This window comes from Hymenobacter busanensis (assembly GCF_008727865.1).
In the GTDB taxonomy this organism is placed as follows: Bacteria; Bacteroidota; Bacteroidia; order Cytophagales; family Hymenobacteraceae; genus Solirubrum; species Solirubrum busanense.
In genome coordinates this window covers 389,480-401,544 of sequence record NZ_VTWU01000001.1, presented here as the reverse complement: position 1 = coordinate 401,544, position 12,065 = coordinate 389,480, and the positions used below count along the sequence as shown (strand labels likewise).

Below are 12,065 nucleotides of genomic sequence, written 5' to 3'. Positions count from 1 at the left end.
CATCAGACGATGTCCTCGTCTTCCAGCTGCGAGCGGATGGCCTGAATTTCTTCGCTGTCGATGGGCTTGTGAATCAGCCCGGCCACTAAGTCATAGGTTTTGGCCTTTTCCATATCGGCCAGGGCCAGCGACGAGGTGAGGACAAAGATGCGGCAACGGCCCCGGAGGCGGCTTTCGTAGGGTACCAGGGCATCCAGAAATTGCCAGCCGTTCATTATGGGCATGTTCAGGTCCAGAAATATGACGGCGGGCGTTTCGGTGGCGCACTGCTGCAAGGTTTCCAGGGCTTCCTGGGCCGACTCGAAGGTTTGGATGGTGTTGGAAAACCCTTCGATGCGCAACAGCTGCTCGGTGAGGTAGTTGCCCAGGTTGTCGTCGTCGATCAGGAATGTCTTCATGCGCAGCTCAGCTAAAAGACAGGGTGAAGCGCGTGCCTTCGCCTACGCGGCTGCTCACCTCGATGCGCCCGCCCATGGCCTCGACGTGCGACTTGACCAGAAACAGCCCGATGCCGCGGCCTTTCGGCGTGGTGTGAAACCGCTTGTAGAGCTGAAACACGTCGGCACCGGCTTTGTCGAGGTCGAAGCCAGAACCGTTGTCGGCAACGGTGACTACTTTATTTCCATCGGCCGCGCACCCGCCTTCCACTTCGATGTGCAGGGGGCGCTCCGCCGAGCGGTACTGAATGGCGTTGGCCAGCAGGTTGTAGAAAATGCTGTGGAAATAGGCCCGGTTGCCCACCACGCTCAGGTCGGGAGGAATGGTGCAGGTTAGCGTGCCGCCGCTGGCGCTCAGGGTTTCGGCCAGGTTTTGCCGCACCTGCTCGCACACGCTGGACAGGTGCACCTTTTCCTGGCGGCCGGCGGGCTTATCCCGAATGGAAAGGATATCGTTGATGTCGTTGAGGACGATATCGAGCTGTTCCAGGCTGGTTTGCATGTGGCCGAGCGACGTTGCAAACGCCTCCGAATCGGTGGGCAGGCGGGTGAGCAGCTGGGCATAGCCGCGGGCATTGGCCAGCGGCGCCCGCAAATTGTGGGACACGATGTAGGTGAATTGCTGCAGGTCGGCGTTTTGGGCGAACAGCTCCTGGGCCATGCGCTGCTGCTGGGCTTCGGCCTCTTTGCGCGCCGAAATATCCTGCATGGCCCCAATCATGCGCACCGGCCGCTCCTGCTCGTCGCGGATGATGTAGCCGCGGTCGAACACGGTGGCCCAGGTGCCGTCGGCGCGCTGAAAACGGTATTCCTGCTGCCAATGGTTGCGCGTGGTTTGGTGGGCCGTGTTCAGCAGGGTATCCACGGTGTGGGCCGCATCATCGGGGTGCACAAAATCCGACCACTGGCCGAATTCCGACGGGTTGCTTTCCAGGTGGTAGCCAAACAGGTCTTCAAACCCCTCGCCCCACAGCAGCGTGTCGGCCTGGATGTCCCAGTCGTAGAGGGCGTCGGTGGTGGCTTTGAGGGCGTAGCGGAACCGTTCGTTGCTGGCGCGCAGGTCTTCTTCCACTTTGTGCTGCGCGGTCAGGTCGTGCACCACGCCCACGAGCTGGCAACACTCGCCGTCGTCGCCGAGTACCGGCGTCACGCATACCTCGCCCACGACCTGGCCGGTAGGGTAGTTGGAGGTTTCCAGCCAAATTACGCGCCGCTTGGTGGCCACGGCCTGCTGGTAGTTGGCCAGCACCATACTCAGCGAGGGTTCGGGAATGACGTCCTGCACCAGCCTATTTACCACTTGCTCCCCGCGCAGGCCGGTGGTGTCGGTAAAGGCTTTGTTGACGAACAGAAAGCGGTATTGGCCGGCCGTTTCCACTTTCAGCACGAAAATCACGTCGGCAATGGTGCGCGAGATGATGGAAAGCTGTTTTTCCCGCTCCCGCACCGCGCTGTCGGTTTGCTGGGCGGTTTCGGCCAGGCGCAGAATGCCGCCGATGCCGGCGGTTTGCGCGGCCGGCTGCTGCGGAAAAGTGGTCAGCGCAAACCGAACGAAGGTGCCAGCGGCCGTTCGCAACCGCGCATCAAACGTGAGCCCGTGCCCGTGGAGCGCGTACGCCAGCACCTGCCCCACCGCAGCGGCCCCATCGGGGTCTACCAGTTCGGCCAAGGACCGGCTCAACAGGGCTTCCGCGGTATGCCCCGTCAGGGCCGTAAACTGCTCGTTGACGTGGCTAAACTCCCCCTGTTGGTTCAGGAAGAACAGCGCCTCGGCTTGTTGCTCGGGATACCCCCCAATGGGAACTACGTCGCACTCGTTCATGGCAGCAGGGACGGCACCAGCACAAGCGCCTGGCTGGAAGATAGAACTTTTTGATGGGCCAGCTACCATTCTTCCGGCTTACATAGGGTGCGGGAGCTAGGCTGGGCGCACTACTTCCAGCAACTCCAGGGCTTCGGCGTAAGTGGGAATGAACGACAGCTGCTGGGTGCGGTTTTCGTGCGGCAGCACCCGCCAGCAGCAGTGCTGCACGCCGTTGGTGGCCAGCAGCAGCGGGGCGCCGATGGTTTGGTTGTAGGTGGCAATTTGCATGGCCACGTCGCCCGTCAGCGGCACCGTGGCCGCCTTGCACTCCACCAGCAGCAAAGGCTGGCCGTGGGGGTCGAGGGCGTGCAGGTCGGTGCGTTTGCGGCGCTGGTTGTAGGTGTGGCCGCGCTCTAGGCTGAGCAAGCCGCGCGGGTAGCCGAGGTACTCGACGAGGTAATGCACCACGTGCTGCCGCACCCATTCTTCGGGCGTGCACACCACCTGGCGGCGGCGCAGCACGTCCCATATCATCAGGTTCGGGCCCGATTGTGTAAGTTTGTGGGCGAAAGGCGGCAGGTTCAACGCTTGCATCACCTCCAAAGGTACGGCTCCCGGGACTACTTGCCTCCGCTTTTCGCTCCCGCTCTGCCGTCGTACAGCCCCTGCACGACGGTTTTTTTGTACCCGCTTGCCTCGGCAGTGCCCGGTGTTTTTTGCTGATTGGGGAACGACCAGCTTCTTACGCTCTGCCCGGCACCATTACTTCACCAACCAACGCAACCCCATTTCCCTACATACCCCTACCGCATGAAAGACAAATCCGATATCGTCAAGAACTGGCTGCCGCGCTACACGGGCGTGCCCCTCGAAGAGTTCGGCCAGTACATCCTGCTCACCAACTTCATCAACTACGTGTCGATGTTTGCCGAGCAGTTTGGGGTTGAAATCCGCGGCATCGACAAGCCGATGCAAACGGCCACGGCCAACGGCATTACCATCATCAACTTCGGCATGGGCTCCCCCATGGCTGCCACGGTAATGGATTTGCTGGGCGCTATCAAGCCCAAAGCGGCCTTATTTCTGGGCAAGTGCGGCGGCCTGAAAAACAAAACCAAACTCGGCGACCTGATCCTGCCCATCGCCGCCATCCGCGGCGAGGGTACGTCCGATGACTATCTGCCGGCCGAAATTCCGGCCCTGCCGTCGTTCCGCCTGCAGCGCGCGGTTTCGTCGATGATCAAGAAGCACGAGAAGGACTACTGGACGGGCACGGTGTACACCACCAACCGCCGCGTGTGGGAGCACGACGAAAACTTCAAGGAGTACCTGCGCCAGATTCGGGCCATGGCCGTGGACATGGAAACAGCCACGATTTTCGTGGTGGGCTTCGTCAACGAAATTCCCCACGGCGCCCTGCTGCTGGTGTCGGACAACCCGATGACGCCCGAGGGCGTGAAAACGGCCGAGTCGGATTCGAAAGTGACGGCCAGCTACGTAAACGCGCACCTGCAAATCGGCATCGAGTCGCTGCTGGAGCTGAAGAACTCGGGCGAGTCGGTGAAGCACATGCGCTTCGAGTAGGTCTGCTGCGGCACCGGGCTCCTACAGCGCGGTTTTGCGGGCCTTGTAGTAGCATATTTTATTGCAAAGCAGCATATTGCACAGGGTTTCGGCTTTTCACAAGTCGGAACCCTGTTGCGTTTCCCCACCCCGCGTTGCCGCCCCAATGCCCACCTCTTCCTACCTCACCATCGAATACGACCCGGTGCAACACCTGCTCGTGGGCCGCTGGCTACGGGCCGTCATGCCCTTCGAGCTGCACCGGGGCTACGCCGCCTTGCTCAATGCCGCCGAAGAACACAACTGCTCCTATTGGCTGATTGACACCAGCCAGCGCCGCGGTGTGATTGACGCCGCCGACGTGAACTGGATAATCGAGCAGTTTTTCCCGCAGCTCTACCCCCGCCTGGGCCGCACCACTTTCCTGGCCTACGTAATGGCCACGCACCAGCTGGCCGGCGTGCTTGCCGATACCAACATTCCCAACCTCACGTATTTCGACGGCCGCCCTTACCGGCTGGAGCGGTTTACCAACGAAAGCCAGGCTATCGACTGGCTGCTGTACTGCTACGAGTACTCCCGAGCGGCGCACTAACAGGTCGGCCAGCAGCGCTTACCTTCGCCGCATGATTCGTGTTTCCCGTTTTGCAGCGCGCCTTGCGTGGCCCCTGGGGCTGCTGCCCTTGCTCGTTGGCCTCACCGGCTGCCCCTCGGCCCGCCAGCCCGCCGACCTTATCGTGTACAACGCCACGGTGTACCCCGTCGATTCGACGTTCAGCAAGGCCGAGGCGCTGGTGGTGCAGGATGGCAAAATTCAGTTTGTGGGCACCTCGGCCGAAGCGCGGCAGCGGTTTAGCAGTTCGCAGGAAATTGATGCGCAGGGCAAGTTCATCTACCCCGGTTTCTACGACGCGCACTGCCATTTCTACCGCTACGCCCTCGGCCTGCGCGACGCCAGCCTGGTGGGCACGGCCTCATGGGCTGAGGTGGTGCAAAAGCTGCAGCAGCACCGCCTGCAAAACCCCAACGCCGCGTGGCTAACGGGCCGCGGCTGGGACCAGAACGACTGGCTGAGCAAGCAATTTCCCACCAAAGACACCCTCGACCGGCTCTTTCCCGATGTGCCCGTGTTCATCACGCGCATCGACGGACACGCGGCGCTGGTCAACCAGAAGGCACTCGATCTGGCCGGCGTTACGGCCCGCACGCCCATCAGCGGCGGCACCATCACCCGCAACGCCCAAGGCCGCCTGACAGGCTTGCTAGTGGATAACGCAGTGGACTTGGTGTCGGGCAAAATACCGGAGCCAACGCCCGCCGAAGCCACCGCGCTGGTGCTGAAAGCGCAGCAGGAATGCGTGGCGCTGGGCCTCACCAGCCTGGCCGATGCCGGCCTGGAGCGCGCCCAGATTGAGCGCATCGACTCGATGCAACGGGCCGGCCAGCTCAAGCTGCGCCTCGACGCCATGATCAGCGCCTCGCCGGCCAACGTGGCGCACTACCTCCAGCGCGGCCCCTACCGCACCGACCGGCTCACCGTCAACTCCTTTAAGGTGTACGCCGACGGTGCGCTGGGCTCCCGCGGGGCCTGCCTGCTGCACCCCTACCAGGACCGCCCCACGGAAACCGGTTTTCTGCTTAGCTCGGTAAAAGAATACCGCGACCTAGCCCGGAAACTGGCCGCCAGCAAGTTTCAGATGAACTCCCACGCCATCGGCGACTCGGCCAACCGCCTCCTGCTCGACATCTACGGCGCAGTGCTGCGCGGGCAGAAAAACCGGCGCTGGCGCATCGAGCACGCGCAAGTGGTAAGCCACGCCGACGTGGCCAAGTTTGGGCAGTACGGTATCGTGCCCTCGGTGCAGCCCACCCACGCCACCTCCGACATGTATTGGGCCGGTGAGCGGCTGGGCGCCGAACGACTGAAAACCGCCTACGCCTACAAAGACCTGCTCAACGCCACCGGCCGCGTGGCCCTCGGCTCCGACTTTCCGGTAGAATACCTGAACCCGCTGTTCGGCTTTCACGCCGCCGTGGCCCGGCAAGACGCCAAGAACTTCCCGCAGGGCGGCTTTCAGCCCGAAAACGCCCTCTCGCGCGAGCAAGCCCTGCGCGGCATGACCGAATGGGCCGCCTGGGCCGCGTTTGAGGACGACCAGAAAGGCACGCTCGCGCCCGGCAAGTGGGCCGACTTCGTACTTCTCGACCAGGATATTATGACGGCTCCGGCAGCGCAGTTGCGTCAGGCCAAAGTGCTGAGCACGTACATTCAGGGCGAGCGGGTTTACTCGGCGCAATAACCTCACTACTTGACGTTTATCTAGTCGTTCGGAGTCTTTCAAACCAGTGCTTGACAGCAAAAAGCCACAGCCGTCAATTGGCCGTGGCTTTTTGCTGTCAAATACTGGTTGCTGGCGGTGACGCCAGCAACTGAACCTGCTGGCTTACGATTAGTGCAACACTACCCGCCGTTGGGCGCGGCTGCCATCGGCATAGTCGACCTGCAACTGGTAGGTGCCGGCGGGAAAGCCGCTCACGGTCAGGCGCTGTTGGACTGCCGGTTGGTGTTGGGTGTACACTGCCCGGCCTAGGGCATCTAGTAGTTGCACGCGTTGCGGACGACTGGCGGTTCCAAGCTCCAAATTGAGTTCGTCGTGGGCGGGCACGGGCCACGCGGCTACGCGGGCATCGGCTGCCGCCGGGCGCACGTGCAGCACGTTTGCATCGAGCAGGCGCACCATGCCCGTGGTGGCCGTGGAACCGGGTACCGTCATCAGGCCCGCGGCCACAATGGCTCCGTTGGGCTGCACCAGCAGGCGCCGCACGTTGTAGTAGCCGAGGCTGGTTGGGCCGTTGGCCGGGGCAAAACTCGCGTCGGCATTGCCATCGGGCAGCATTCGGTAGAGCCGGCCGGCCCCAATGAGCACGCGCCCATTGGGCTGCACAGCCACCGCGCCCACATTGGTAATCTGCCCACCGGCCTGAAACGAGTACTGCACGTTACCCGACGGCGAATAGCGCAGCAGCCCGTACGTGTTGCTTTCGCCCGCGGCATATATGTTGCCGGCCGGGTCGAGTGCCAGGTCGTTGATGCCCGAAATAAAGTAGGTCGTGTGGGTGGTAAACGAGTTGTCGACCGAGCCATCGGGCAGGAAACGCGTCAGCAGGGTGCCCAGCACGTAGGCCGATGTGACGCCGCTCACCAAAATCTTGCCGTCGGGCTGCACGAGCACGTCCGTTATGCCGGTGTTGCCCGCAATACCCGGCTGAAACCCGGCGTCGGTTTGTCCACTGGTACCGCTTAGCCGGGCTATCTGCTGGGCAGAACTGCCGGCCCCGCGTACGTTGAATCGCCCGCTGATGAGCACATTGCCGTTGGCTTCCAGTGCAATCCGGCTCACTACTGCCGTAGCGCCCGGCAGCGGCTGAGAAGCCGGGGTAAAGCTTACATCGATGCTGCCACCGGCCAGCAGCCGCCCAACCGACTGCCGCGCCTGGCCCGACAGGGCGCTGAAAGCGCCGCCGACGAGTATTTTCCCATCGGGCTGAAGCGCCAAGGCATACACCGGCGCGTCGGCAGAACCCGCGAACGTGGCGTCGAGGGTGCCGTCGGGCAGCAGGCGGGCCAGGTTGTTGGCTACCACTCCGTTGATGCGCTGAAACGAGCCACCGACGAGGTACTTCCCATCGGGCAGCAAGACTACATCGTTGATGATACCGTCGACGACGGTGCCGTTGCTGGCCACGGCGGTGAGCCGGGGCAAGGTGAAAGTAGGATCGAGCGTTTGGGCGCGGGTCGCCAAACCAAGCAACAAAGCAGCACCTGTGAGAACGACCGACCGGCGCCAAGGAGTAAACGTACGCGGCATATGTGAAGGGTTAAGGGTCAAAGAAATATCCGGTGAAAGATACTTCTCCCACCGGATATCGTTGCATCGTTATAAAAAATCCTCGTGCCGTTTACTTTTCGTCGGCGGAGGGGCCGTAGAGGCCGGGCACGGGCACGTCGAGCAGGCGCAGGTACACCGTGAGCTGGCCGCGGTGGTGGATGCTGTGGTTGAGGCCCATCAGGCGCACGGCCGTGGCTTTGGGCTGCTCGAAGATGGTCTGCTCGCCGCGGTGCAGACGGAAGTTGTAGGTCAGTTGCTCGTCGTCGGAGGCTTCCAGGGCTTGGCGCAACGTGGCGCTGTACTCGTCGAAGCGCGTCAGCAACTCGGCGTGGCTGGTAGGCGTGGGGCCGGGCTTGGGCGCGTTCGGGTCGAGAAAGTCGCGGCCGTCGGCTTGCAGAAAGAGCGTCTTAAACGCCAGCAGGTTTACCACGTGCGTAGCCAGCTGCCAGAGCGTCATGCTCTTGGGGTGCGGGCGGTACTCAGCTTGATCGTGGGGCACGCGTTCGAGTACGCGGCGCGTGTTGGCCAGTTCGTGGTCGAGTTCAGCCAGGAAGTTCTGGCGCAGGGAAGAAGTATGCATATACTATTGCTGATGGGTGGCGCGCAAGGTATGGGCTTTGCTCAGCGGGTAGCGGGCATGCCCACGTTGGGCGTAGCGGGCGGTGGCGCCACGGCCTCGGCCCCGGTAGTGACGTCGTCGCGCAGTTTCTTGCCGCGCAGCGTGAGCAGGAACACCAGCCCCAGAATAAAGAACACGATGAGCGACAGAATGCTGTTGCGCATGGAACCCGTAATCTGAGCAATGCCGCCGAACACGGCCGTCCCAATGACTATGCTGAGCTTCTCGGTAACGTCGAAGAAGCTGAAGAAGGCAGCGGTGTTGGGCGTGTGCTCGGGAATAATCTTGGAGTAGGTGCTGCGCGAGAGGCTTTGGATGGCGCCCATGGTGAGGCCGATAACCGAGGCCAGGGCGTAGAACGACCAGCCGGCCTGCACGAAGTAGCCCGCTACGCAGATCAGCATCCAGATGAATACCGCCCAGCTCAGGGCCCGGGTATTGCCGATGCGCTCCGAGAGCTTGGCGAACAACCAAGCGCCCAGTATACCCACCAACTGCAGCAATAGAATGGTGGTAATCAGGGCCGTGCTTTCCAGGTGCAGCTCTTTGTCGCCGAAAATGGTGGCCACGTACATCACCGTCTGCACGCCCATGTTGTAGGTGAAGTAAGCCAGCAGGAAGCGTTTCAGGTTGGGCAGGTGCTTGAGCTGGTCCACTACTTTGCCCAGCTCGTGAAAGCCGTTGAGCAGCCAGCCCGCGTCGGATACCGCGCCGGCCGGGCGGCCGGGGTCTTTGGGCAGCGTGGCAAAGGGAATTTGGGCAAAGCCGGCCCACCAGATGCCCGTCAGCAGGAAACCGAGGCGGGTGGCGTGGCCTTCCTCCAGCCCCAGCGTGTGGTGGCCCATGATGAGGCCCAGGCAGATGATGAGCAGCAGCACCGAGCCGATGTAGCCCATGGAAAAGCCGCGGGCCGAAAGCGAGTCGAACTTCTCCTCGGAGCTAATGACGGGCAGGTAGCTGTTGTAGAACACAATGGAGCCGGAAAAGCCCACCGTGGCGGCAATGAAGATGAACGTGGACAGGACCAGCGTGGTCTTGTCGAAGAAGTACAGCGCGGCGCACGACGCGGCCCCGATGTAGCAGAAGATCTGCATGAACAGCTTCTTGCGCCCCGAGTAGTCGGCCAGCGAGGTGAGGAATGGGCTGACGAGGGCAATGAGCAGGAAGGCGGCCGAAATGGCGTACGTCAGCAGCGACGAGCCCGGCACTTGGAAACCCAGGAAGTTGACCACGTCGGTTTCGGGGCTGAGCTGCTTGGTGACGGCGCCCCAATAGATGGGAAAGATGCTGGAGGTAATGACCAGCGGGTACACGGAGTTGGCCCAGTCGTAGAACGTCCAGCCGCGGGTAATGCGCTTGTCGTCCTTGGGTACACTATCGAAGCCCGCATCGGCGGGAAGGGCGGGCGCGGCGGCAGGGGTCATGTAGCTCGGAAGAAGGTGAGGTTGTGGCAACGGGCAAACTACGCAGAAATGAGCGGGGTGGCCGTTACGGCAGCGTAAAGCTTACGATTCGGGCTGGTTGAGCAAGGCAGCGTACTGCTCGGGCGTGTCCACGTCGGTAGCGGCCGGGGCGAAGGACACCACGCCCAGCTCGTCGCCGAGGCGCTGCAGCAGCGGCTTGGCCCCGGCCGCGGCGGGCAGGGCCAGCAGCTGCGGCCACACCGGGCGGCCAAACACGGCCGGCACGCCCACCGAATCGGCGTAGCCGGTAGCCACGGGCAGGCCGCTTTGCTGCCAGGCGGTCATCAACTGGCGCAGCAGTTCAGGCGTAATCAGGGGCTGGTCGCTGAGCAGCACCAGCACGGCGGCGGCTTCGGGCGCGGCGTCTTCCACTGCCTTCACGCCCACCCCAATGGATGTGCCCATACCGGCTTCCCATACCGCGTTGTGCACCAGCTGCACCGGCAGGCCGGCCACTTCCTTCACCAACTCGGCGTGCAGGGCGCCGGTTACGATGACAACGGGCTGACAGCCGGCGGCCAGCGCGGTTTCGGCGGCGCGGCGCAGCAGCGTGCGGCCCTGGTAAGGCAGCAGCTGTTTGGGCTGGCCCATGCGGGTGGAAGCGCCGGCGGCCAGCAGCACGGCGGCAATGGGTGGGGGGAGCATACGGGAAGGGTAAGCGGGTAGTAAGGGCTTCTCAGCGGTAAACCAGTTCGGGCGGGCGCGGCCCGGTAGGCCCCGGCCCGCTGCGGAAACCACGCCGGAAGGTACGGGCCGGAAGCCAATGGCGGAAGAACTGATGCGCTCCGGGAATGTTCACCCGGCACCGCTCGCGTACTTTTGGGCCGACGCTTTCTTTCCCCGCTCCATCCGTTGGCTGCTCGCCCCCTGCCCCACCGCCCTGCCCCGCCCGACCTGCTGCCGCAACTCCGGTTTCTGCTGCGCTGGCTGCTGCTGAGCGCCGTCGTCAGCGGGCTGGCGGGCACGGCGTCGGCGGGCTTTCTGGTGGCGTTGGATTGGGTGACGCACTTCCGCGAAACGCACCTCAGCTACTGGCAGCTGCTGGTGGCGCTGCCGTTAGGTGGCTTGGCGGTGGGCCTGCTCTACCAGTATTTCGGGCAGCGCGTCGTCAAAGGCAACAACCAGCTCCTGGAAGAAATCCACCACCCGCGCGACGTGGTGCCGCTGCGCATGGCGCCGCTGGTGCTGCTGGGCACCTTGCTCACGCACCTGGTGGGCGGCTCGGCCGGGCGCGAGGGCACGGCCGTGCAAATGGGCGGCGCCCTGGCCGACCAGCTCAGCCGCTGGCGTGCTGCCCCCGCGCTGCGCTGGCTGCACCTGCGCCCCCACGACCGGCGCCTGCTGCTGGTGGCCGGCATCAGCGCCGGGTTTGCTTCGGTGTTCGGCACGCCGCTGGCCGGGGCGGTATTCGGCCTCGAAGTGCTGCTCATCGGGCGGCTCCGCTACGAGGCCTTGCTGCCCAGCGTGCTGGCCGCGTTCGGTGCCGATTGGGTAACGCGGGCCTGGGGCGTGGGCCACACGGCCTACGCCATTCCGGTAGTCCCGGCGCTGTCGCCCACGACGGTGGGAATTACGCTGGGCTGTGGCGTGCTGTTTGGCCTCACGGCGCGGGCGTTTGTGGCAGGCACGCACGGCCTGGCGGGGTGGTTTCAGCGGCGCATTGCCTGGCCCCCGCTGCGCCCGGTGGTGGGCGGCGTGGCGCTGGCCCTTCTGGCGCTGGCATTGCAAGCCTCCCTCGTACCCGATGTAGCCCGCTACCTCGGCTTGGGGGTGCCCACCATTGTTGCGGCTTTTGCGGCCCCGCTGCCGTGGTACAGCTTTGGGCTAAAGATGTTTTTTACCTCGCTCACGCTGGGCGCGGGTTTCAAGGGTGGCGAGGTCACGCCGCTGTTCTTCGTTGGCGCCGCGCTGGGTTCGGCGCTGGCGTCGGTGCTGCCGCTGCCGGTGGCGCTGCTGGCGGGCATGGGCTTCGTAGCCGTTTTCAGCGGCGCGGCCAACACCCCGCTGGCCTGCACTCTGATGGGGCTGGAGTTGTTTGGCACGGCCGGCGCGGCCTACCTGGCGCTGGCGTGTGTGGTGGCCTACCTGTTTTCGGGCCACCGCGGCATCTACGGCGCGCAGGTAGTGGGTACGGCCAAACACCCGCACCTGGCCCGCGACGAAGGCCAACCGCTCGGCAGCCTGCCGCGCTGAGCTTGCAACCGGAGCAGGCCGACAGCAACGGAGCCGCCACCCAGAAGGCAGCGGCTCCGTTGCTGTACTATGGATTATGTCAGGCAATCCGGATGT

General features: G+C 63.7%; 11 protein-coding genes. 4 read left to right on the top strand and 7 right to left on the bottom strand.

From position 1 onward, the window contains the following. Positions 1-2 precede the first annotated feature (2 nt). The 3 genes from F0P96_RS01720 to F0P96_RS01710 form a co-directional block, all read right to left on the bottom strand. A complete protein-coding gene (locus F0P96_RS01720; RefSeq protein ID WP_151077012.1) occupies positions 3-398 on the bottom strand; it encodes a response regulator in 396 nt (131 codons plus the stop codon). 7 nt (positions 399-405) lie between these two features. Next, positions 406-2,259, bottom strand: a complete 1,854-nt coding sequence (locus F0P96_RS01715) for a PAS domain S-box protein (protein ID WP_160620040.1) — start codon at positions 2,257-2,259, stop codon at positions 406-408. Positions 2,260-2,355: 96 nt separating this feature from the next. Continuing rightward, complete coding sequence (locus tag F0P96_RS01710; protein ID WP_151077010.1) at positions 2,356-2,835, bottom strand: type I restriction enzyme HsdR N-terminal domain-containing protein; 480 nt, start codon at positions 2,833-2,835, stop codon at positions 2,356-2,358. A 216-nt stretch (positions 2,836-3,051) separates the two neighbouring features. On the opposite strand from F0P96_RS01710, the gene F0P96_RS01705 reads away from it, so the two are divergent. From F0P96_RS01705 to F0P96_RS01695, 3 genes are all read left to right on the top strand, one after another. Beyond that, entirely contained in the window at positions 3,052-3,825 is a 774-nt protein-coding gene (locus F0P96_RS01705) for an AMP nucleosidase (RefSeq protein WP_151077009.1), read from the top strand. A 145-nt stretch (positions 3,826-3,970) separates the two neighbouring features. After that, a complete protein-coding gene (locus tag F0P96_RS01700) occupies positions 3,971-4,399 on the top strand; it encodes a hypothetical protein (RefSeq protein ID WP_151077008.1) in 429 nt (142 codons plus the stop codon). A gap of 31 nt (positions 4,400-4,430) precedes the next feature. After that, positions 4,431-6,104: an amidohydrolase gene (locus F0P96_RS01695; protein WP_167291141.1), complete on the top strand. Its 1,674-nt coding sequence runs from the start codon at positions 4,431-4,433 to the stop codon at positions 6,102-6,104. Between the two features lie 150 nt (positions 6,105-6,254). Here F0P96_RS01695 and F0P96_RS01690 read toward each other — a convergent pair whose 3' ends face one another. From F0P96_RS01690 to F0P96_RS01675, 4 genes are all read right to left on the bottom strand, one after another. Then, positions 6,255-7,607, bottom strand: a complete 1,353-nt coding sequence (locus F0P96_RS01690; protein WP_167291139.1) for a T9SS type A sorting domain-containing protein — start codon at positions 7,605-7,607, stop codon at positions 6,255-6,257. A gap of 157 nt (positions 7,608-7,764) precedes the next feature. Further along, the gene (locus tag F0P96_RS01685; RefSeq protein ID WP_151077006.1) at positions 7,765-8,274 is read right to left on the bottom strand and encodes a DinB family protein; all 510 of its coding nucleotides are present in this window, start codon (positions 8,272-8,274) and stop codon (positions 7,765-7,767) included. A gap of 41 nt (positions 8,275-8,315) precedes the next feature. After that, positions 8,316-9,737 (bottom strand): MFS transporter, encoded by a 1,422-nt coding sequence (locus tag F0P96_RS01680; RefSeq protein ID WP_151077005.1) that lies wholly within the window; start codon positions 9,735-9,737, stop codon positions 8,316-8,318. An 81-nt stretch (positions 9,738-9,818) separates the two neighbouring features. Then, positions 9,819-10,421, bottom strand: a complete 603-nt coding sequence (locus tag F0P96_RS01675) for a nucleotidyltransferase family protein (protein WP_151077004.1) — start codon at positions 10,419-10,421, stop codon at positions 9,819-9,821. Positions 10,422-10,628: 207 nt separating this feature from the next. On the opposite strand from F0P96_RS01675, the gene F0P96_RS01670 reads away from it, so the two are divergent. Beyond that, positions 10,629-11,969, top strand: a complete 1,341-nt coding sequence (locus F0P96_RS01670; protein ID WP_235917347.1) for a voltage-gated chloride channel family protein — start codon at positions 10,629-10,631, stop codon at positions 11,967-11,969. Positions 11,970-12,065 lie beyond the last annotated feature (96 nt).

Excerpts from the sequence above, each read along its gene's own strand:
- F0P96_RS01720 (WP_151077012.1), bottom strand. The coding sequence starts at position 398 with ATGAAGACATTCCTGATCGACGACGACAACCTGGGCAACTACCTCACC.
- F0P96_RS01715 (WP_160620040.1), bottom strand. The coding sequence starts at position 2,259 with ATGAACGAGTGCGACGTAGTTCCCATTGGGGGGTATCCCGAGCAACAA.
- F0P96_RS01710 (WP_151077010.1), bottom strand. The coding sequence starts at position 2,835 with ATGCAAGCGTTGAACCTGCCGCCTTTCGCCCACAAACTTACACAATCG.
- F0P96_RS01705 (WP_151077009.1), top strand. The coding sequence starts at position 3,052 with ATGAAAGACAAATCCGATATCGTCAAGAACTGGCTGCCGCGCTACACG.
- F0P96_RS01700 (WP_151077008.1), top strand. The coding sequence starts at position 3,971 with ATGCCCACCTCTTCCTACCTCACCATCGAATACGACCCGGTGCAACAC.
- F0P96_RS01695 (WP_167291141.1), top strand. The coding sequence starts at position 4,431 with ATGATTCGTGTTTCCCGTTTTGCAGCGCGCCTTGCGTGGCCCCTGGGG.
- F0P96_RS01685 (WP_151077006.1), bottom strand. The coding sequence starts at position 8,274 with ATGCATACTTCTTCCCTGCGCCAGAACTTCCTGGCTGAACTCGACCAC.
- F0P96_RS01680 (WP_151077005.1), bottom strand. The coding sequence starts at position 9,737 with ATGACCCCTGCCGCCGCGCCCGCCCTTCCCGCCGATGCGGGCTTCGAT.
- F0P96_RS01675 (WP_151077004.1), bottom strand. The coding sequence starts at position 10,421 with ATGCTCCCCCCACCCATTGCCGCCGTGCTGCTGGCCGCCGGCGCTTCC.